General features: G+C 47.8%; 20 protein-coding genes. 12 read left to right on the top strand and 8 right to left on the bottom strand.

The window, feature by feature from the left end:
• The first annotated feature begins 310 nt into the window (after positions 1–310).
• A complete protein-coding gene (polA, locus tag ACN0S4_RS08825) occupies positions 311–3088 on the top strand; it encodes a DNA polymerase I (RefSeq protein ID WP_417657320.1) in 2778 nt (925 codons plus the stop codon).
• A gap of 178 nt (positions 3089–3266) precedes the next feature.
• On the opposite strand, the gene ACN0S4_RS08820 is transcribed toward polA, so the two are convergent.
• Together ACN0S4_RS08820 and yihA are read right to left on the bottom strand one after the other, a co-directional pair.
• Positions 3267–4163, bottom strand: coding sequence for a DMT family transporter (locus ACN0S4_RS08820; RefSeq protein ID WP_417657319.1), 897 nt, complete (start codon positions 4161–4163; stop codon positions 3267–3269).
• Complete coding sequence (gene yihA, locus ACN0S4_RS08815) at positions 4150–4803, bottom strand: ribosome biogenesis GTP-binding protein YihA/YsxC (protein ID WP_417657466.1); 654 nt, start codon at positions 4801–4803, stop codon at positions 4150–4152. The genes ACN0S4_RS08820 and yihA overlap by 14 nt, the downstream gene beginning before the upstream one ends.
• A gap of 109 nt (positions 4804–4912) precedes the next feature.
• On the opposite strand from yihA, the gene ACN0S4_RS08810 reads away from it, so the two are divergent.
• The 3 genes from ACN0S4_RS08810 to ACN0S4_RS08800 all read left to right on the top strand — a co-directional run bounded on the left by ACN0S4_RS08810 (position 4913) and on the right by ACN0S4_RS08800 (position 7088).
• On the top strand, positions 4913–5539 hold the full coding sequence (locus ACN0S4_RS08810; RefSeq protein WP_417657318.1) for a c-type cytochrome: 627 nt from the start codon (positions 4913–4915) through the stop codon (positions 5537–5539).
• Between the two features lie 576 nt (positions 5540–6115).
• Positions 6116–6637, top strand: coding sequence for a Der GTPase-activating protein YihI (yihI, locus tag ACN0S4_RS08805; protein ID WP_417657317.1), 522 nt, complete (start codon positions 6116–6118; stop codon positions 6635–6637).
• On the top strand, positions 6624–7088 hold the full coding sequence (locus ACN0S4_RS08800) for a DUF2489 domain-containing protein (RefSeq protein ID WP_417657316.1): 465 nt from the start codon (positions 6624–6626) through the stop codon (positions 7086–7088). The genes yihI and ACN0S4_RS08800 overlap by 14 nt, the downstream gene beginning before the upstream one ends.
• Before the next feature lie 12 nt (positions 7089–7100).
• Here ACN0S4_RS08800 and ACN0S4_RS08795 read toward each other — a convergent pair whose 3' ends face one another.
• Complete coding sequence (locus ACN0S4_RS08795) at positions 7101–8375, bottom strand: amidohydrolase family protein (protein WP_417657315.1); 1275 nt, start codon at positions 8373–8375, stop codon at positions 7101–7103.
• Between the two features lie 173 nt (positions 8376–8548).
• On the opposite strand from ACN0S4_RS08795, the gene cysE reads away from it, so the two are divergent.
• A complete protein-coding gene (cysE, locus tag ACN0S4_RS08790; protein WP_417657314.1) occupies positions 8549–9346 on the top strand; it encodes a serine O-acetyltransferase in 798 nt (265 codons plus the stop codon).
• A 75-nt stretch (positions 9347–9421) separates the two neighbouring features.
• Here cysE and ACN0S4_RS08785 read toward each other — a convergent pair whose 3' ends face one another.
• Together ACN0S4_RS08785 and ACN0S4_RS08780 are read right to left on the bottom strand one after the other, a co-directional pair.
• Positions 9422–9628 (bottom strand): cold-shock protein, encoded by a 207-nt coding sequence (locus tag ACN0S4_RS08785; protein ID WP_169930803.1) that lies wholly within the window; start codon positions 9626–9628, stop codon positions 9422–9424.
• Positions 9629–9826: 198 nt separating this feature from the next.
• Positions 9827–10375 (bottom strand): hydrolase, encoded by a 549-nt coding sequence (locus ACN0S4_RS08780; protein ID WP_417657313.1) that lies wholly within the window; start codon positions 10373–10375, stop codon positions 9827–9829.
• 150 nt (positions 10376–10525) lie between these two features.
• Here ACN0S4_RS08780 and ACN0S4_RS08775 point away from each other — a divergent pair, with 150 nt between their 5' ends.
• The 3 genes from ACN0S4_RS08775 to ACN0S4_RS08765 are packed head-to-tail and all read left to right on the top strand — an operon-like array spanning position 10526 to position 13182.
• Positions 10526–11548, top strand: coding sequence for a GGDEF domain-containing protein (locus tag ACN0S4_RS08775; RefSeq protein ID WP_417657312.1), 1023 nt, complete (start codon positions 10526–10528; stop codon positions 11546–11548).
• A gap of 57 nt (positions 11549–11605) precedes the next feature.
• On the top strand, positions 11606–12100 hold the full coding sequence (purE, locus tag ACN0S4_RS08770; RefSeq protein WP_169931071.1) for a 5-(carboxyamino)imidazole ribonucleotide mutase: 495 nt from the start codon (positions 11606–11608) through the stop codon (positions 12098–12100).
• Complete coding sequence (locus tag ACN0S4_RS08765) at positions 12097–13182, top strand: ATP-grasp domain-containing protein (protein WP_417657311.1); 1086 nt, start codon at positions 12097–12099, stop codon at positions 13180–13182. The genes purE and ACN0S4_RS08765 overlap by 4 nt, the downstream gene beginning before the upstream one ends.
• Here ACN0S4_RS08765 and ACN0S4_RS08760 read toward each other — a convergent pair.
• Both ACN0S4_RS08760 and ACN0S4_RS08755 read right to left on the bottom strand, forming a co-directional pair.
• Positions 13165–13824 (bottom strand): alpha/beta hydrolase, encoded by a 660-nt coding sequence (locus tag ACN0S4_RS08760; RefSeq protein WP_417657310.1) that lies wholly within the window; start codon positions 13822–13824, stop codon positions 13165–13167. The genes ACN0S4_RS08765 and ACN0S4_RS08760 overlap by 18 nt on opposite strands.
• A 2-nt stretch (positions 13825–13826) precedes the next feature.
• The gene (locus ACN0S4_RS08755; RefSeq protein WP_417657309.1) at positions 13827–14447 is read right to left on the bottom strand and encodes a DUF502 domain-containing protein; all 621 of its coding nucleotides are present in this window, start codon (positions 14445–14447) and stop codon (positions 13827–13829) included.
• Positions 14448–14502: 55 nt separating this feature from the next.
• Here ACN0S4_RS08755 and ACN0S4_RS08750 point away from each other — a divergent pair, with 55 nt between their 5' ends.
• The 3 genes from ACN0S4_RS08750 (at position 14503) to ACN0S4_RS08740 (ending at position 18554) form a co-directional block, all read left to right on the top strand.
• Entirely contained in the window at positions 14503–15063 is a 561-nt protein-coding gene (locus tag ACN0S4_RS08750) for a glutathione S-transferase family protein (RefSeq protein ID WP_417657308.1), read from the top strand.
• 125 nt (positions 15064–15188) lie between these two features.
• Positions 15189–17339: a prolyl oligopeptidase family serine peptidase gene (locus tag ACN0S4_RS08745; RefSeq protein ID WP_417657307.1), complete on the top strand. Its 2151-nt coding sequence runs from the start codon at positions 15189–15191 to the stop codon at positions 17337–17339.
• Positions 17340–17459: 120 nt separating this feature from the next.
• Positions 17460–18554, top strand: coding sequence for an energy transducer TonB (locus tag ACN0S4_RS08740; protein WP_417657306.1), 1095 nt, complete (start codon positions 17460–17462; stop codon positions 18552–18554).
• 18 nt (positions 18555–18572) lie between these two features.
• Here the strand turns inward: ACN0S4_RS08740 and ACN0S4_RS08735 are convergent, their stop codons facing one another.
• Positions 18573–20666: a diguanylate cyclase domain-containing protein gene (locus ACN0S4_RS08735; RefSeq protein ID WP_417657305.1), complete on the bottom strand. Its 2094-nt coding sequence runs from the start codon at positions 20664–20666 to the stop codon at positions 18573–18575.
• A gap of 221 nt (positions 20667–20887) precedes the next feature.
• Here ACN0S4_RS08735 and ACN0S4_RS08730 point away from each other — a divergent pair, with 221 nt between their 5' ends.
• Positions 20888–21547, top strand: coding sequence for a hypothetical protein (locus tag ACN0S4_RS08730; RefSeq protein ID WP_417657304.1), 660 nt, complete (start codon positions 20888–20890; stop codon positions 21545–21547).
• Positions 21548–21551: the final 4 nt, after the last annotated feature.

Below are 21551 nucleotides of genomic sequence, written 5' to 3'. Positions count from 1 at the left end.
TCGCTGTTAGCAAGTACACTTTCCGAGTCAGGTGCAGTAAATCAGTTTCCACAACTGAAACATAAGAAAAATAAAGCTGTTTGGGGTTATCGTAAAGACTCGCAACCCCTTGTTTTTCAACACAATTTAAAGCATTTCACATCAGAGATCTTTGATCTTTCGCTGATGCAATAAGTCGTTCATGCACAGACTTATCCACATGTTACCCACATTTCTAACCAATCCCTGACTAGCACCAAACTCGTCCCTATGGCATGCTAGCGCCACGTACTTTAAACCCGCGAATAGCAACGAGTAGCAAGAGAATCTTATGGTCGCACAAGTGCCCGAAAATCCATTTATTTTGGTCGATGGGTCGTCCTATTTATTCCGCGCATTTTACGCGCCTCCGCATCTGACGAATTCAGCCGGCGAACCGACTGGAGCTATTTACGGTGTCGTAAATATGCTGCGGAGCCTGATTAAAAAGTACAACCCGACACACATGGCAGTCGTTTTTGACGCCAAAGGTCCGACGTTCCGAAATGAAATCTACTCCGATTACAAGGGCAATCGTCCGCCTATGCCGGATGATCTGCGCAGTCAGATCAAGCCTCTGCATGCGATAGTGAAAGCACTCGGCCTGCCGTTACTGTGCATCGAAGGGGTCGAGGCTGATGACGTAATTGGAACCTTAGCGCAGCAAGCCGGTGATGAAGGGCGGTTCACGCTTATTAGCACGGGTGATAAGGACATGGCTCAGCTTGTGAACGACCATGTCATGCTCATTAACACCATGACAGATACGTTGCTAGATGCCGATGGTGTTGTCGATAAATACGGTATCAAGCCAGAACAAATGATTGATCTGTTGTCGCTGATGGGTGACAGCTCCGACAATATTCCCGGGCTTCCCAAAGTAGGTGAAAAGACCGCGCTAGCGATGCTACAGGGTATGGGCTCTATTGATGCGATGCTGGCAAATCCGGAAAAGATTGCCGAGCTGAACTTTCGCGGCGCAAAAACCATGCCAGAGAAGCTCAAAGAGCATGCAGATATTTTGAGCATGTCGAAGGAACTTGCCACCATTAAGTTGGATGTACCGCTCGATCTAAAGCCTGCCGCACTGATTATTCAAGAGCCGAATGCGGATCAACTCCAAGAGCTTTATACCCAATGCGAATTCCGCCGTTGGCTAGCTGAGTTGGCAGAGCAAGGACCAGTGACTGCAAGGTCATCGAATTCCAGTAGCAGTCAGCCGAGCCAAGGCTCCTTGCTTGAGCAGCCAATCAAGCACGATGATTATGTGACTATCTATGACAAAGAAACGTTTTCTGAGTGGATTAAGCAGCTGCAACAAGCCGACGCATTTGCATTTGATACCGAAACCACCAGTTTGAATTACATGGAAGCCGAGTTGGTTGGTGTTTCTTTTGCGATTGAAGCAGGCAAAGCGGCTTATGTGCCGGTTGCCCATGATTACCCAGGTGCGCCTGACCAATTGTCACGCGACTATGTACTCGAACAACTGAAACCACTACTCGAGTCCGACAAACCCGGCAAAATTGGTCAGAATCTCAAATACGATGGCCATATTTTGCGCCGCTACGGAATCCGTTTAGCGGGTATTGCAAATGACACCATGTTGGCGTCGTATGTATTTAATAGCGTGGGTTCGCGCCACGATATGGATACGTTAAGTCTGCAATACCTCGGACATAATCCAATCAAATTCGAAGATATTGCCGGTAAAGGTGCAAAGCAAATCACCTTTAATCAGATCGCTTTAGAAGAAGCGGCACCGTATGCAGCAGAAGATGCCGATGTTACGCTGCAGTTGCATGAGAGGCTATGGGAAGAGGTGTCAGCGGTACCCAGCCTCAAGCGCGTGCTTACCTACATTGAATTACCACTCGTCCCCATTTTGATCGACATGGAACAGCATGGCGTGCAAATTGATGCCAATTTATTGGCTGCACAAAGCAAAGAAATAGCCGCAAAGCTAAAAGAATTGGAAGACAAAGCGTTTACGATTGCCGGACGAGAATTCAATTTGGGCTCGCCGAAGCAATTACAAGAAATTCTATTTGAAGAATTGCAGTTGCCGATTATAAAGAAGACCCCGAAAGGAGCCCCTTCAACCGCTGAAGAAGTATTGCAAGAGCTCGCGCACGACTATCCATTGCCAGATGTCATCATGCAGCATCGAGGTTTGAGCAAGCTTAAGTCCACCTATACCGACAAACTTCCCAAAATGATGAATTCGGAAACACATCGTGTGCATACCTCTTATCATCAAGCTGTAACGGCAACGGGGCGTTTGTCATCAAGTGATCCGAACTTGCAGAATATTCCGATTCGGACCGCCGAAGGACGCCGCGTTCGGCAGGCCTTCACGGCGCCGCAGGGATACAAAATTATGGCCATCGATTACAGTCAAATTGAGCTGCGAATCATGGCGCACCTGTCGTCCGATCCACAGTTAGTCGATGCTTTCAGCAAAGGTCGCGATATTCACGCCGCTACGGCAGCTGAGGTATTTGGTGTTCAGTTAGAGCAAGTCACGACCGAGCAGCGGCGGCGTGCGAAAGCCGTCAACTTTGGTCTGATTTACGGAATGAGCGCATTTGGTTTATCGCGACAACTCGATATTCCACGCCATGAAGCGCAGCAGTATATGGATAAGTACTTCGAACGTTTCCCCGGGGTTCTGGAGTATATGGAGAAGACTCGCCAGCAAGCGAAACGCGACGGTTTTGTCGAAACGATTTTTGGTCGCCGCCTGCACTTGCCAGAAATTCGAGCGCAGAACGGTGCTCGCCGCAAAGCAGCTGAACGTGCCGCTATTAATGCGCCGATGCAGGGCTCCGCAGCTGACATCATTAAGCGTGCCATGATCGACGTCGCGGATTACTTGGCGAGCGCTGCAAATGACGGTGAGGTATACATGATCATGCAGGTTCACGATGAACTGGTGTTTGAAGTCCGTGAAGATGTTTTAGAATCATTCCAAGCCAAACTGGTTGAGGTCATGGAGCAGGCGGTAACCTTGAAAGTTCCTCTGATTGCCGAGGCTGGCGTTGGAAATAATTGGGACGAAGCACATTAAATAATTAATTAAATCAGTGGGATATGAGGTTGGCGAAAAAAAGAACAGGGATTTCTGAACTTTTGTAAAGAGCGCCAGTCTGAATTTATGAAAGGCGCATTAAACGAGTGTTTTGTCCGTTTAACCTTTCGAAGAGATGTTCTCTCTCCCTGGATTGTAAGATGTATTTTCGCCCGGCTTATGCCGGGCTTTTTCTTTTCCGATTCGCAATCCAGACACCGCTGAGTATGGCTGCCATGCCAAGTGCATGTTGCAAGAAGAATGGCTCACCATCGGCAACCCCAAGTATTAAAGCAACTACTGGTATCAGATAGGTCACGGAACTTGTGAATGTCGTATCGGACATTTTGACAACGGTATTAAAGATAATTAACGCCCCAGCAGTACCAATAACTCCAAGCGCTAATACCGCAATCAAAGCGAATGTGAATTGTGGGTCAGTTGTCTGATCGAGAAATGGTGTGCCAAAAAACAAGTAGATAGCCGCGGGCGGCGCCACCAAAAACAGTGAGACACCTGTTATTGTGAGGGCACCTAGGTCAGAAATCTTGTGTTTGATGAGATTGAGGTTGAGTCCATAGCAGACCGTTGCGACCAGTATCAGTAGACCATATGCATTAAAAGCAAGCTCACCAGAAGCTGAAGCAGTCACCAATAAAATAGTTCCCGCCATACCAATAACAATTCCCAGCCATTGCTGCAGTCGTGATGTTTGTTTGAATAACAGAACGCCGATAATCAGTGTTGCCAGCGGTGTAAAGGTGTTGAGTACACCGGTAACACCGCTAGCGATTTGGGTTTGTGCGAATGCAAACAAGAAGGCTGGGATAAAACTACCAACCATGCCGACTGTAATCAGCTTCGGCCAGTGTTGTCGTTGTACTGTACGAAATCGGCGCAGAATAAAAGGAAGAAGTACAAAGCCCGCTGATGCAATTCGAATCGCCGCAAGTTGGTCAGGACGAAAGGCTAGCAACCCTTTCTTGATCAGTAAAAACGAAGCACCCCAAATCAGGGCTAATAAACCCAGTAACAACCATGCACGCAGTGGCGGCGCATCGTTACTCGTGGTCATCGCCTTCCGGCTCGCCCACTTCGGGCTCAGCAATCGGTTGAGTGAACCATTGAGTTAAGTGGTCTTCGAGTTCAGCGAGACCAATTTTGGTCAGCGATGAGAACACTTCAACGGTCACCTCGCCACCAAACACCATAGCCGCTTCACGCGCTTTTAAGAGCGTTGATTTGCGGATACCTGGCTTGAGTTTGTCGGCTTTGGTAAGGAGTATCAGTACCGGAATACCAGACTCGGCAGCCCAGTAGAGTAGTTCTTGGTCGACATCGCGGTAAGGATGACGAATATCCATGAGTAACACTAAGCCACGCAAAGATTCGCGGCGCTGCAGGTACTCACTCAGAGCCATCTGCCATTTTTCTTTTACCGCAATCGGCACTTTGGCGTAACCATAGCCCGGTAAGTCAATGAGACGACGCTCTGGAGACACTTCAAAGACATTGATCAATTGCGTGCGACCGGGAGTTTTTGAAGTGCGCGCTAAACTTTTCTGGCGAGTCAGCGTATTAAGAGCACTAGATTTTCCGGCATTCGAACGTCCCGCAAACGCGATTTCGACTCCCGTGTCGGCTGGAAGTTGGCGAATATCGGCTGCGCTGATAAGAAAAGATGTCGGTTGGAAGTTGATGCGTTCGTTCATGATTTTTCGTTACCGTTCAAGAAAGCGCATAGTAACATGATTAGGCATTTAATCCTTAGTAGTTTTGTGTAAAATAGCGTCTGTTAAAGATTCCAGAGCAGAGATATCGATCATGAAAAAAATCGCATTGTTCGTTGGGCTATATGTAGGACTTACAGGCTTTGCTATGGCTCAGCAAGGTAGTGTCGAAGCGGGTCAAGAAAAAGCAGGTGTCTGCGCAGCTTGTCACGGACCAAACGGCAACTCGCCTTCTGATATGTACCCTAAAATTGCAGGTCAGCATGCCGAGTACTTAGCCAAACAGCTGATGGATTATCGCTTAGCCGCAGAAACTAACGGCGAGCAAGGTCGTGCCAATGCCATCATGCAAGGTCAGGCGATGAACTTGAGTGATGAAGATATCGCAGATTTGTCGGCTTACTTCGCCGCACAGGACGCCGAGCTAGGCGAAACACCTGAAGATGTCGTTGCAGCAGGTCAGAAACTGTATCGCTCTGGTGACGAATCGCGTGGTTTGACTGCTTGCGCAGCGTGTCATGGTCCACGTGGCGATGGTATGGGCTTAGCGAAGTTTCCTGATATATCAGGTAACCATGCAGCTTACGTTCAACAGCAACTGGAAATGTTCCGCAGCGGTGAGCGCGCGAATGATCCGAACGGAATGATGCGTGATGTAGCGGCTAAATTGACCGACCAAGATATCGAAATTTTGGCGAACTACCTCGCTGGATTGTACTAAAATCGCGCTAAACCGCGACAAAAAGCAGCTTTCGAGCTGCTTTTTTTGTCTCTAGAGGCCGGTCTTTACACAAAAAAAACCATGTAAAACCAACGTATAAAAGAAAAAGTAATAAAAAAGCATTCTCTTAGATCATAAAAATCATTGATTATAATTCTCGATTCAGTAGTCTGAATGCCATTGCAAATCAGGTAGAACGCTGGGATGGCGCACTACCGAAGCAAATAATAATAATAATCCAGGGAATAATGACTCGGCCAGGAGGCCACTTTTAACCAAGCGAAAAACAATAATAAAATGCTCGGTTAATGCGCTTAACGAATAACAATAATAATAAAAAAGCTCATGGACGGTATAATTAATAACATGGAAGGCGTTGACAACCGTTCTCGAAGATCGCACGTGCGCTGTGTGACAATTAGAGAATAAATTAGGCGATGATTTTCATCGCCTTTTTTATTTCCCCACCGAAATATCGAACTCAATTTTTCATTCCACGTTTATTTCTGAAGAAATTCTCCAAATCGGTTAAACTAACAACATTATCTTTGGTCGTTTATTCAGCATGGAAAGTTTATGACTCGTCGCAAAAAAACGCGCACAACGGGACCTTTGGCACCCAGTAAAAAGCCACTTGAGCCGAAATCAAAAAAAGCACCAGCAACGCGTACAGGCCCACATAAAGGGCATAAACCAGGTAGTCGGTTTAATGTCGCGGCCGCGAAGCCCAATACCACTAGTTCTGTAAAGTCTTCAGCTGACCCTCGGCATGGCAGTAAGAAGCCGATTCAACTTGTTGATCCGAACCAAGTCGCTCCAACACCAGCTCGGCAGAAATTATTTGACCGGGCTGCTGCGTTGGCAGAATTGAATGCATTACAAAGCGATGCACGTTTACAAAAGCTGTTGGCAAAGTTAGAAGCGGACCAAGAGCTGACGCCAAGTGAACTTGAGTACGTTGATTTACGTACCGACAGGTTCAACCAACTGGCAGAGCAGCTTGGCATCGAGATTGATGATGAAGACGAAGACGACTTTGATGACGAGTTTGCAGACGACGAAGATGACTGGGAGTTAGATGAGGATGAGCGAGATTAATCTACCTATGTGGGCTTGGATTTTAGCCCTAGTTGGTATCGTGATTATTGCGGTGCTCGCTTTCTACGCAGGCCGAATGCTGGGTCAGTTGCGCAGGCAGAACACGCGTCAGCAAGAGTTAATAGCAAAACGTAATGAGCGTTTGCACGAGAGTATTGTGACCATTGCAAAAGCTATGGAGCAAGACCAATGCCCGTTGTCTGAGGGTTCTCTGCGAATTGTTGTGCTGCTGGACCACCGAGTGGATCAAGAAAAGCTTGATTATGCTGCTAAGTATCCAGCTTTGCATGATATGTACGAGCGTATTAAGCACATGCCAACTCACGAAGCGCGCAAGCAATACCCGAAGACGGAAATTAAGAAACTAGATAAAGAACGCGAAGGTTACGAAAAAGAACTGGCGGAGGTCATTCTTCAAGACGTCCGCCAGCTGTTGAGAGATTTTGCTTAAGAGACAGTGTTGTTATTGCTTATAAACAACACCGTCTTTCACCACTAAGTTGATATCAGCAAGGATGCTAATATCCGCTAGTGGGTCACCGTTCACTGCTACTACGTCAGCACGTTTGCCAACTTCAATCGTACCGATATCATCGACACCGAGTAATTGCGCTGCTTCGTAAGTTGCACTGCGGATAGCCTCCAGAGCTGGCATACCAGCTTCAACCATGTACACAAACTCACGATAGTTTTCACCATGGTCAAACACACCTGCATCGGTACCAAAAGCGATTTTCACACCAGCTTTATAGGCCTCAGCAAAGGTGCCTTGAATCAACGGGCCAATTTCAGCTGCTTTCGGACGCACTACCTCGGGAAAGTAGCCATCAATCTTAGCGCGATCAGCGACAGACCGGCCTGCAGTAATGGTCGGTACGTAATAGACGCCTTTCTCTTTCATTGCGTCCATGACTTCTTCGTCCATGTAGGTGCCGTGTTCGATTGACGCAACGCCAGCCTCAATAGCGCGCAACATGCCTTCTTTGCCGTGAGCATGCACGGTAACTTTCATGTCATAGTCTTTGGCTGTGGCGACTACGGCTTCTAACTCATCTGCCATAAACTGTGGATTACGGCCGCTCTTAGCCACACTCAATACGCCACCGGTAACGGTAAGCTTGATCAAGTCTGAACCATCTTGATACCGTGCGCGCACCGCTTCACGAGCTTCATACGGTCCGTTCGCAACGCCGTCTGCAGGTGTAGGTGATTCGTATAATCCCTTTCTCGCACCATTAGTTGGGTCGGCATGACCACCCGTGGTAGCGATAGATTTACCTGCTGTATAAATACGTGGGCCGGCCACTTTTCCTGCATTAACTGCGTTACGTAGCGCAATACTGGCGTTGAAGGAGTCGCCGAGATCGCGAACTGTTGTGAACCCTGCCATGAGCGTTGTGTTTGCGTATCTCACAGCATCAATCGTCACGTCAGGAGCGGATTTCGTGAATCTTTGGATATAACTACTAGGGCTGCTTTGCGACGTTAAATGCGTATGCATATCAATAAAGCCGGGCATGACTGTGCCATTGCGGCGATCAATTACCACATCGCCGTCAGCAGCGCGGCGGAATCCACTTTCAATAGCCGTAATTTTTCCGGCATCAATAACCACAGTCATATTTGATTTTGGTTCTGCCTGAGTGCCGTCAATCAGAGTGCCGGCATACACTAGGGTGTCTGCCAATGCTGTCTGGCTGCATGCAGCGACAATGGCTAACGCTAAATACTTACGCATAAAAGGTCCTTAAAACGAGGTTTAGGGTGTCTCCCAAGATAGTCTCCAGTTACCGGCACGGTCAATAACAACTGCGACCAAGTACCCAGCTAGCAGGTTGATTAACGCACAGCCGTTGAACTTGATATACTATGACGCTACAGACGCAGTTAGATGACGGACGAAGCCAATCAATGTTTGCACGTATGCGCGAAGATATTCAAAGCGTTTTCAAACGCGACCCAGCCGCTCGCAATAGCTTTGAGGTACTGACAACGTACCCGGGCTTGCATGCCATTTGGTGGCACCGTTTAAGTCATCGCTTGTGGCGCTGGCGTTGGTATTGGTTAGCGCGAATGATTTCCCATTTATCACGCTGGTTCACGGGTATTGAGATTCATCCGGGGGCGCGCATTGGGCGTCGGTTCTTTATCGATCATGGCATGGGCGTGGTGATTGGTGAGACGGCTGAGATTGGCGATGATGTCACTATTTATCATGGCGTAACGCTAGGCGGCACCAGTTGGGCCCGTGGTAAACGTCACCCAACTCTTAAAAACGGTGTGGTAATTGGTGCGGGTGCAAAAGTGCTTGGACCGATTGAAGTTGGACAGAATGCTCGTATTGGCTCCAATGCGGTGGTAGTGAAGAACGTTCCAGCGGATACCACGGTTATGGGAATTCCTGCTCGCGTTGCGAGTTCGCCAGAAGACAAAGAAGTCGTGAAACGTCGTGAGGAAATTGCGAAAGAGTATGGTTTTGATGCCTACGCTATTTCGGCCGATAACCCAGACCCAGTAGCCACAGCAATAGGGCGAATGCTCGACCATGTGCACGTGTTGGATCAGAAAGTTGCCGATTTATGCCAAGCAGTAAATCAACTGGGTGGGAATGTCTGCGATGAGATTCCAGAGGTTGAGATGGATGATGTGGATTTCATTCATGCTGAGAAGGAAGCCGCTAAGCGGCGCAGACAACCAGATCAGAAATAACAAAAAGGCCGCTCAATGAGCGGCCTTTCTATTTGAATTCGTTGGCTAAAATCGCGAGGCGATTTCGGCTATTCCTTACATAGGAACAACGTTTTCAGCTTGAGGACCTTTAGGACCTTGAGCGATAGTGAACTGAACGGTTTGGCCTTCAGCCAAAGTTTTGAAACCGTCAGATTGAATCGCGCTGAAATGTACGAATACGTCTGCGCCTTGTTCTTGCTCGATGAAACCAAAGCCTTTAGCTTCGTTGAAGAACTTAACTTTACCAGTAACTGTTGCCATGCTGAAAATCCTCGTAGTGCATGTTAAAACCTAGGGTAATGCTAAAAAATCGTGCATAACTGGGGTCTTACAAAACGAGGTACATTCAGTAGACTTCGTAACAGGCCACAATGAGACAGCCGAATTTATTTAGCGGGAGCAAGTATACGCTTATCTTAGGCACTGTCAAATAAAGAATAATTAACGGTTGATGACAACTTAGCCACGAATCCAATTCTTCGTGATATGCCGGAACGTATCCGTACCTGATCGGTGCAACCATTCATAAGCAGCCATTTCCGATGTGATCACAGTCACGCCGGCTTGCTGTAAACGCCGCAGCGCTGTTTGCTTATCACTGTCACGCCGCGAGCCTACCGCATCTTCAACCACAAAAACGTCAAATCCTTGCTCGGTCATATCCATAGCTGTTTGCAATACGCAGACGTGCGCTTCCATACCTACTAACAAGATTTGTTTGCGCTCAATGTCGTTGATGGCTTCCACAAAATGAGGTTCCTGCCAGGCACTAAAATGCATTTTCTCGACCACCCGCGCATTCTCGATAACTTTTGCCAAGTCATCTACGCTAATGCCCAAGCCTTTGGGATATTGCTCAGAAACAACAATCGGAACACTCAATTCATTGGCAATTTCACCAAGCCAACGAATACGGGCAATAATTTGGTCGCGCTGATGAATTACCGGAGCGAGTTTCTCTTGAACGTCTATAATAACAACGGCACTTTGATCGAGCTGAAGGAGCATGGTCAAGCCTACTTTGAATAAATTTGATGATGGAAACAGTAGCAAAGCTCAATACTGCGACGCAACGCATAATCTTGCATAAAGCGAGCTATGCTTTTGCACATTATTCAGGTTAAAGTGTAATCATTCTGTTTCTGACGGAGACACGTTATGGATTGGGCCAACGCCTCGAATCTGCCGCAATCGGCAGCGCAATTAAACCTTTGGCAGCACTTTCGATTGCTGGCGATGCGGATCATCTATATCGGTGTTGGCTTAGTCTTAATCGCTTTTTCGGTCTTTTCTATTCTGCAAAGTGCTTGGTTGAACAGTGGCGCACTTGCTTTGGTTGGTGCAGCCTTCTTATTAGTTGGCGTGGTCTACCGGCATGAATTGGCACCACAGTGGATTAACTTTCTGTTCATTTGTGCGCTTGGCACCTTAGTCAGTATTTCCATGAAATCGAGTGGCATTTTGGGTGTGTATTGGATGTACCCAGTGTTGGCTATGGTCTTTTTCATGTTCGACAAAGCAATATTTGTGCTTGTGATCATGCTGATTTATGCCGCCTTCGCTTTTGTTACCTACAAGTTTCTGCCGTTTGAATATGCGTGGCGTATTGCTATATCCATGTTGGTATTGATTGGCGTTGGTGCGACATTCCTTGTGCTTATGGCACGAATGCAGAAGAACTTGTCGCGGATTTCAGCAACCGATGCTTTGACAGGTTTCTACAAACGCGATCAAGTGACGGATATTTTGCAGCAACAAATAGCGGTTGCACAAAAACAAAAGCAACCGCTGAGTTTAGTTATTTTGGACTTAGATTCGTTCAAAAGTGTGAATGACAAATACGGCTATATGGTCGGTGACCAAGTGCTGCAAGAAACCGCTCAGCGCGTCAAGCGTATTGCGCGACCGCAAGATATATTAGTCCGCAGCAATGGTGCGGCCTTGATGGTCATTTTCCCCAACACACCATTAAAGCTCGCAGCAGAATTAACCAGCAACATGTTGGATGTCATGCGCAACGAACCGTTTGCCATTAAGTCCCTGATGATGACTATTACTGCCAGTGCAGGTGTAGCGCAGTGGCAAGCTGGACAAAGCTGGGGACAATGGCTTGAGCAAGCCGATTCTGCCATGGATAAGGCGAAAAGCGGTGGTCGTAATCGGATGAAAGTTGTGCGATAAATTTGCACCTTTTCCTGCACCTGTTTACAATTCGCACCTTTCAAAAAGGAGCAGATGATGGCCCCCGTACTGATTTTGATGGGCTCGCAATCCGACTGGCCCGTAATGCAACACGCCGCCCAAATGCTAAAAGACCTGGGTGTAGAGTGGCGCGCGCAAGTTGTCTCTGCGCATCGCACTCCTGATTTACTACAAACCACCATGACTCAAGCGGAAGCAGACGGCGTTCCAGTCGTGATTGCCGGTGCCGGTGGTGCTGCGCATTTACCTGGTATGCTCGCGGCTTTTACCGCTATTCCTGTGTTGGGTGTGCCGGTTCCTAGCAAACAACTGAAAGGACTAGATAGCCTGCTCTCTATTGTGCAAATGCCGAAGGGTGTTGCCGTAGGAACGCTAGCTATTGGATCTGCTGGTGCAGCCAACGCAGGTTTGTTGGCGGCTCAAATTGTCGCCAATCAAGATGCTGGAGTGCGTGAGCGCGTGCAAGCGTTCCGCCAAGCTCAGCGCGACAAAGTCATGAATGGCCCAGATCTCGAACTTCCAGAAGCATGAAAATACTCTTTATCGGTGACGGCCAACTCGGCCAGATGTTAGGTGGCAGCGCTATTAGTCATGGGCACGAGTGCCTGCTGTACAGCACACGCAGCGAGAAAGTGAAGCCATTGAGTGCCCAAATTGAACTCAGTCGAACTTTAGCGGAAGCAATTGACTGGGCTGACGTGGTAAGTTGGGAACATGAAGATATCCCCGCTGATGTGATTGCTGCCGCGAACGATAAGTTCCTGATGGATCCGGCGCGCATCAAAGCGCTAACCGACCGTCGCACCGAGAAAAAGTTATTTGATGATTGCCGCGTCGCAACGTCACCATGGCGCAGTTTTAATACCGCCGATGAACTCGAGAAGTACCTAGCGGACGCCGATCAGCCACAAGTAATTAAGGCGGCGCGAGGAGGCTATGATGGCAAAGGTCAGTGGCGTTTCAAATTGACCGACAATCCTGCAAGTGTTGCACAAGAAGCAGGACAACAACCGGGCATCGTGGAAGCCATGATTCCGTTTAGTAAGGAGGTATCGCTGGTCGGTGCTCGAGCTAAAGACGGTAGTTTGTGCTGCTTCCCCCTCATTACCAACGTTCATGACCGTGGCATTTTAAGCTATAGCTTAGGTGCTATTGATGTGGTCCCCGCGAGTTGGCAAAGTCGCGCGGAAGAGGCTTTCCGAAGCATTACTAACGCACTCAATTATGTCGGTGTTCTTGCCATCGAGTTTTTTGTGGTCGGTGAGGGTGATGAGGCCGAATTATTAGTCAATGAAATTGCTCCACGAGTGCACAACTCGGGCCATTGGACCATGACTGGCGCCAACTGCAGTCAGTTTGATCTCCACATTCGTGCTTTAACCGGTATGCCATTGCCACAGCTACGTGTTGAACCCACGTTGATGATCAACGTCATCGGTGCCGAACGAATTCCGGCGGGCCTTTGGCATCATGCCGATACGCAATGTCATTGGTACAACAAAGATCCGCGACCGGGGCGTAAAGTGGGCCATGTCAATATTCGCACAGCGAATCGTGACACAGCCTTACACTGGGTCGGTTTGTGGGCAGAGAAACTACAGGTGCTGAGCTAACCAAGCGTTGATGGCTAAAACTTGTTCGCCACAAACTTGGTGCTGCATGGCAAAGGTCTGATAAGTCACCGAATAACCACGTTGTTGCAACCAGTCCCGCGCTTGCTGGCCTAAGGATTCCGGCACCACTGGATCTTGCGAACCATGCTGAATCAGTATCGGCAGATCGGCGTTCGCTGGAGAAGTCTCAATTGACGCCAGAGTCGCCAGATAGGTTGATAATGCCAGTAAGCCGCAGAGCTTTTGTGGATAAGTCAAAGCAGCTTCATAGGCAACCGCGCCACCCTGAGAGAAACCAGCCAGCAATATATGTTCTGGTTTAATACCACGCTCAATTTCACGCTCGATCAATTTGATAACTTCAGCAGCTGACTGGCGTAACTGTGTCTCGTCTACGCGTCGATCAATCGACATTTCCAGGATGTCGTACCATGCGGGCATGCGCATACCACCGTTTATGGTGACTGGTAGCTGCGGTGCGTGAGGAAAGACAAATCGCACATGAGCATGGCTGGGCAACTGAAGATGTGGCACTAGTGGCGCAAAATCATTGCCGTCGGCTCCGAGTCCATGCAGCCAAATCACGCTGCGATTTGCAGCGCCACTAGACGGTTCAATTTCTACGCAAGGCAAATAAGACATAACTACTTCTCTTTTTTGTCTGAATTGGGGAAGTTTCGACTTTTTCCGATACCTGCACTGATTGTTAGCTGCATTGCGTCGGCTGGTGACATATCGACAGGTTCAACAGAACTGGTCGGAACCATAATCATGTAACCGCCGACGTTATATGCCATTGGCAGAAATACGGCAATCTCTTCTTCTTTCAGTAAACTAGAAAGTCGATCATCTTTGTCGCCAGATTTTTTCGTTACTATACCCAACAAGCGCAGTTCGCTGCCCGGTAACGTCACGAGCACAACGGATTCTTCCGCAAAGTGCTCGCCACCCATCAAATCAAAAATATCCGTGATAGTGCCGTATAAACTGCGCAGCAATGGCATTTGTTCCATAATTTTGCCGGGCAACATCCAGAACTGATTGATAAAAGTCCAACGAGCACTAAAACCAATGATTGCAGCTATAACAAGAAAGCTGACAAAGGCGAGACCAGGAAAGTAAAATTGATCTCCCAAAATTGCCACCCAGAGTGGTCGCAACCAAGTCTCGATGGTAACGAGCAGCCAGTGAACCACCGCAATTGTTACGACAATCGGCAATAAGATCGCAAGACCCTTTAGTAAGTACTGTATGGCGTTTTTCATTGTGCTAATCTCTTTGGCAACAAATGCCTTAGCTTAACGTGTTTTGGGAGTAGGTATGAAGCTTTACGGAAGTTATACATCACCGTTCGTTCGTCATTGTCGCATTGTGCTGGCGCTAAATCAGCAGGAGTTTGAATTTATTCCGACCGACCGAGCAGGCGCAGCAACAGGGTCACCCACGCAGCGTGTCCCATTTTTTCAGCATGACGACGTGAAACTACACGATTCTGCTGCCATCTTGCGATATCTTCGGGAACGAGCGGAACAACCTTTTTGTGCCGACAGCTTAGACTTTGATTTGTTTTGCTTAGTGAATACGGCGTTAGATACGACCGTAAATTTATTTTTGCTCGAACTCGACGACCTCACTGGTGAGCAAAGCAGCTACTTAAAGCGTCAAGAGAGCCGTGTCGAGACGGTGCTGGCTGAGCTTGAGAGTTATGACTTGCCTGATTCAGGTCCCTACACGGATGGTCAATTACGACTTGCGTGTTATTTGAGTTGGGCAGTATTTCGAAAGCGTATCGATATTCAGCAGTATCCGCGGCTGCAACAGTTTTTAGCCGCAATAGATGGGCATGCGTGGTTCGCCAACACGCACCCAGCACTGAGCTGAGAGCTAGTGAACAGTAAATAGTGAACAGTGAATACAACAATAAAAAATAGTGACTAGGGGCAGGGTGGACTTTGTGTTCACTGTTTACTGTTCACCGGTCACTTGACCAAACCAGAGGGAATATTATGAAGAGAGTAATCGGTGTTCTCGCCGTGGCCGTATTGGCCGCGTGCTCACCACAACCAGAGGACGAAGCCACTGTGAAGCAGTCAGACGGCCACGCCATCACGTACCCAACCACCTATCAAGGTGATGTTGTGGATACCTACTTCGGTACGCAAGTACCAGACCCCTATCGGTGGTTAGAGGACGACCGCAGTACTGAAACTGAAGCTTGGGTAAAAGCACAAAACGAAGTGACGTTTGGTTACTTTGAGCAGATACCTTATCGCCAGGCTATTGAAGACCGCCTGAGCGAGCTGTGGAACTATGAGAAGGTAAGTGCGCCATTCAAAGAAGGTGATTACACCTACTTCTATAAAAATGATGGCTTACAAAACCAATCGGTTGTGTATCGGACCGATGCCGACGGCAACACCGAGGTGTTCCTTGACCCGAACACCTTCAGTGAAGACGGTACTACGTCATTGGCCACGTTGAGCTTCTCTCGCGATGGGTCATTGGCAGCCTACGCCATCTCAGAAGGTGGTAGTGATTGGCGTAAAATCATCATCATTGACGCTGAGACCAAAGAACAACTCGAGCCAGAACTCATTGATGTGAAATTCAGTGGTATTTCATGGTGGGGCAATGATGGCTTCTTTTATTCAAGCTATGACAAGCCTGAGGGTAGTGAGCTTTCAGCGAAAACTGACCAGCACAAACTCTACTATCATAAGCTCGGCACTGCGCAAGCTGACGATGCGGTTATCTTTGGCGGTACCGACGAGCAGAAGCATCGCTATGTTGGTGGTTCTGTGAGTGAGGATGACCAGTACCTGTTCATCTCGGCAGCAGTATCGACGTCGGGCAACAAGTTGTTCATGAAAGATTTGAGTGAGCCAGACAGTGAATTGGTGACTGTGTTAGGTGACACGAATTCAGATACTTATGTACTGGATAACGTGGGTTCCAAGCTGTACATGGTGACCGACCTCGACGCACCAAATCGTCGTGTTGTGACCGTTGATGCAAGCGCTCCGCAACCGGAAAACTGGGTCGACTTTATTGCGGAGACCGAGAATGTGCTGAGTCCGTCAACTGGTGCCGGGTACATCTATGCCGAGTATATGGTTGATGCGATTGCTCGTATTGAGCAGTACAACTACGACGGTGACAAGATTCGCGATGTTGAATTGCCGGGTGTAGGCAGCATCGGCGGCTTTAGTGGTAAAGAAGAAGCTGAAACTATTTACTACACCTTCGCCAACTACAACACACCAAGTACAATTTATGCGTACGATCCAGACAGCGGTGAGTCGTCTGTATACGAAGCGTCAAAAGCAGATTTTGATAGCTCAGCATACGAGTCGAAGCAAGTGTTCTATATGTCGAAAGATGGCACACGAGTACCGATGATTATCACGCATAAGAAAGGTCTCGAGCTCGATGGCTCCAACCCAACTATTTTGTATGGTTATGGTGGCTTCAACATCAGCCTGACGCCTTCGTTCAGCATGATTCGAGCCATGTGGCTTGAGCTGGGTGGTGTCTACGCAGTTGCCAACTTACGTGGCGGCGGCGAGTACGGTAAAGAGTGGCACATTGCTGGTACGCAAATGCAGAAACAGAATGTATTTGATGACTTTATCGCAGCAGGTGAATATTTGATTGCGGAAAAGTATACCTCTAGTGAGCGTTTGGCTATTAATGGTGGCTCTAACGGCGGTTTATTGGTCGGTGCAGTCATGACACAGCGTCCTGAGCTAGCTCAAGTGGCGTTACCAGCGGTTGGTGTACTCGATATGTTGCGTTACCACACCTTCACTGCCGGTGCAGGTTGGGCGTATGACTACGGTACCGCTGAGGACAGCCCAGAGATGTTCGAGTATCTGCTAGGCTACTCACCTGTGCATAACGTTAAGGAAGGCGTGAACTATCCTGCCACGTTAATCACCACAGGCGATCATGATGACCGTGTAGTTCCTGCACATTCCTTTAAGTTTGCAGCCGAGCTGCAAGCGAAGGATGGCGGCAAGAATCCACAACTGATTCGTATTGAGACCAATGCCGGTCACGGTGCGGGTACGCCAGTATCGAAGACCATTGAGCAGTATGCTGACATCTATGGCTTTACGCTCTGGAACATGGGCTTTAAAGAGCTACCGAAACAGTAAAACTAGCTCGTTTTAAATGAGAGCCGCGCCCTAAAAAGCGCGGCTTTTTTATTGCTAACCGACTCGTTAAGATGTTAAGTTCATGTATCACATTTGAGAAAAATAAGCGAAAACCTCGTTATGAAAGGAAAGATATTAGCTGGGTCAATGGCACTCAGTGTCGGTTTGTTGTTGAGTTCTGGAGTCTGGGCCCAAGATGCAAAGCAAGCATTTGAGCAAGCCTACGCTGATTACCAAGCCATGTTAGAAGTGCAGGAAACACCCCGTAGTGAATTATCGGAAGCTGCTTTCGAAGCCTACCAAACGGGTCGAAATTACTTTGGCGATGATTCAATAAATTCTGCCAACTTGGCTATTAACTTTTTAAAGTCATCATATTCAGCCGGAAAGGATGACGAGATATTGAAGTCCATGGGCGACCTTATTTTAAGCGTCTATGAAGCGGAGTTGAGCAAGACCGACGCGCGTTGGCTAGATGCCTATGACGCAACCATGTCGATACCTTATTCAGATTATCGAAAGCAGCAATTGCGTGAAGGGTATTTGGCATTGATAGCGCCTTTGCAAGCGACCAATCCGCAGCTTTATGCAGCGACTTTAGTCGATGGAGCTAAATATTGGTATCGCGAAGATATTCGTTTAGCACCTATTCTTGAGCCAGCTCTCGAGCAATTTGACAAGGATTTACCCGCCAGTGATCTCAATGTGCTAACGCTGCAGCTGTATTTAGCACACAACCACTTCTCAAAAAATCGTCGTAACTCAGCTATCGAATTGTATGAGTCCATTATTGCAGATGCCAACGTTGAGGATCCAGCCGGAAGAAGACTGGAACTGTTATCTCACGCTGCACTGGTAGAGCTCTATGAGCGAAATGGGGAGAGTGACCAAGCTACAGCACATTGTGTTGCGATTGGCGCCGCGCAACCATGGTCTGAGGATAGTGGGCCTGAACCTTTGTTCCGTGTAAACCCAGTTTATCCAATTAGTTATGCAACGAAGAAGTTATCAGGCAGTGTGACCGTGCAGTTCGACATTGATGAGTCCGGATTTGTGACAAATGCGCAACCTATTCATTCGGAAGATACTCCGCCAGAGTTTGTTAGAAGCTCAATTGAAGCTGTTGAGAACTGGCGCTACGCACCGAAATTTGAAAACGGTCAACCGGTTGCAGCAATCGGTCAAACCGTACAACTGGATTTCAACATTCAGTAAAGATATCGGCTGGCCCTGTTAGCTCGCTGGAGCTTCAGGGCCTTCTATTGTGGTAACCGAGATAATGTTGCGCGCAATGGCGCCAGGCAGGTCACGCTCTAGCGTTGGCTTGGCTTCTTCAAACGGAATGTTTAACTCCATGACCCCCCAAGCCTGATTACGGCCATGCACTTTGCCTGCATACAAGGCCAAGTCAGCTAACTGGAGAGTCTGTTCCCAATCCATTTCATTATTATTCAAGTCAGCAAATGGAAAACTAATAAAGCCCGCGGTTGCGGTAACGCGCAGTGGCGTGCCCTCGCAATCGATAGGTTTTGCACCGATAGCATCGAGAACACGTTTCGTTAAACGCGGTAAGGCATCGTGCTCAGCTTCGGTCAGGTAGATCAAAAACTCCTCACCACCCCAGCGAATAATCTTGTCGGTATCTCGTGATATTTCACGCAGTCGGTTCGCCACCTCTACCAACACCACATCACCTGCAGCATGGCCATAATGGTCGTTGATTCGTTTAAAGTGATCGACGTCGAGTAAGATCATCGCATCTTCGGTCGCATTGTCTTTACTACGCCGTTGCTTCTGCTGTAGCTCTTGCTGCAGCGCACGACGATTCAATAAACCTGTTAGTGGGTCACGGATGGATTGGTCTGCGAGCTGTGTATTTGCTTCAGCAAGTTTGAGGTTAGCGCGGCGCGCAGATCGATACAGCATAAACACAATCACGATTGCGAATGCGGCCACCAATACAAACAAGCCCAGAATCAGCTGTCGTTGCTTCTCATTTTCGAGCAATTGCTCACGCAGCTCATTCTGTTGTTTGAGTAGTTTAATTTGTTGTTCTTTATCTTTGGTGTCGTAAAGGTTCTGCATATCAGCAATATGCCGCTGCTGTTCCGTGTCATAAATAATCTCACGGAGCTCACGCTGCTCTAATAAAGCCTCCGCTTGTTGCTGATATAAACCGGCGGTGCCATATGCGTCTGCCAACTCACCTAAAGTCTCAGCAACCTCTATACGAATTGCATTTTCACGGAAGTAGTCCATAGCTTCGGTCATTTTCGGGAAGCCTTCTTCAAAGCGTCCCTGTTTGACATCAACCATGCCGAGATTAAATTGAAGTAACTGTAATGTATATTGGTCGCCCAATTCTTCAGCAATACGGTTTGCTCGCATTAGAACATCGCGAGCATCATCATAATCTTCAGTGCGGATGTCGATGTCGCCAATATTGTTTAAAACAATGACTAACAACTCGTTGGAATCAGTGCGCGTCGCATATTGTTCAAGATTAGTATAAGTGGTCAGTGCCGTCTCATAGCGTTTCAGAGAGGTTTCGACAAAACCTTTGAGCAGCATGAAGTTGCCATAATACATATGGTCGAGATTCTGCTCTGTGGTCTCTGCTAAACCCTCTGAAATGACCTCCAATGCAGCATCGTATTTCTTCAATTCCGTATACATGGTTGCGATGCTTTGCTTGAGATACAAACGTCGAATTGGCGTGCGGTCGTTATTGGTTTCGCCCACTGCTTCATTGGCAGCTATGTAGTATTCAAGCGCCCGCTGATACTGGTTTCGGTCAGCATAAATGCGAGCTAAAAGATTATTGGCGTAGTAGCGAATCCGTGGCGTTACGGCATTAACGAGCACTAAATCAATATCATTCAATAGGGCAAACGCTTTGTTCCGCTCGCCTGCGAGCAAATGAATCTCGATACGACTGGCAATAATTTCTGTCGTGATATCAGCTAACGTGGTTTCATTGGTAAGAGCTTCAGCCATCTCAATGTAATTCCAAGCCCGCTGGTAATCCTCGGCATATGCCTCTTCAAATGCTAAATAGGCATACAAGCGAACCCGTGTTGCGAGTGGCGTGGACTCGTCAACTTGAGAGAGAAGTTTAAGATACTCAGGCTTAAGAGCAGCCGAGTTGGTCTCGCTGAGCAGCCCATCAAGCTCTTGCTCAATACGTTCATCAACTGGCGGTGCAATTTGTGCAAGTGCTGGGGCAGGCGTGCTGAGGGCCAAAAGCAAAACGAAGGAAAATCCAGCCACGAGAGCATGAACTCGACTACAACGAGATTTAGTAGGTGAGTGAATGACTCCTGACATGCTTTCTCCGCGGCTAGCTCCGTCCGCGGTATCGCTATCAAAGCGAACAGCAAGCGAACAGAAAACAATCTTTATTTGTACTTATATTGACCCTGAACTATACATCCAAGCTAGTAAACGTGTAAAGCTATTGTTGACCGATTTAAACAGGCTTTGCTTGCTGTTTTGGCTTATATTCTTTACATTTATTACAATAAGTTAATCGAATCGGGAAGTCGTCCATGAAGCCTGTAAGTCACATTTTGTACTTAGCGGTAATTGCTATATTAGCGGTTTTCGCGTGGTCTCAATCTAATTCAAATATTCTCGGTGAGCCCGAGCCACAGGCGGCAATGGCTGAGGTTGCAGAGCAAGTTTCAATGGAACGAGTGGCGCCAGAAGTAGCTGAATATATCGCACAACTTGAAATCGAGATCAGTAATCTCCGTCGTGAACTAGAAAGTAAAATGATGGCACGAGAAGACAGCGAGCAGACGGAAGAAGCAGTAAACCGTGGTACCAGTAACTCATCAACCGTGATGTCGGCGCCAAGTGGATTTCCTGAGGGTGCGCGACCGTTGATGGATGCGCGTGATGTTCATACCCAGTTTGATGAAGAAGAGGTAGATCCTGTTTGGTCTGCAGAGCATGAGCAACGTTTAATCGATTTGATGATTACCGATGAAGGGTTACGGAAATATTCAGTTGGTAATGTGGAGTGCAAAACAGACACCTGCCGACTCACCTTTGTTGATGACATTGAAGACCCATCTGTGTTTACCCGAGAGCTCAGTCGTGCGGTGTTCCAAGCGAGTTGGGACGACCAGCGGTTTGTCACTATTATGCAGCAAGTAGAAGGTCAGGAAGATTCACTGACCCTTTATTTGAAAAAGATGGAGTAGCTCG

It is taken from the genome of Pseudidiomarina aestuarii (assembly GCF_048263735.1).
Lineage (GTDB): Bacteria > Pseudomonadota > Gammaproteobacteria > Enterobacterales > Alteromonadaceae > Pseudidiomarina > Pseudidiomarina aestuarii_B.
The sequence above is the reverse complement of the archived record's forward strand: the minus strand, read 5'-3'. Positions and strand labels throughout refer to the sequence as shown.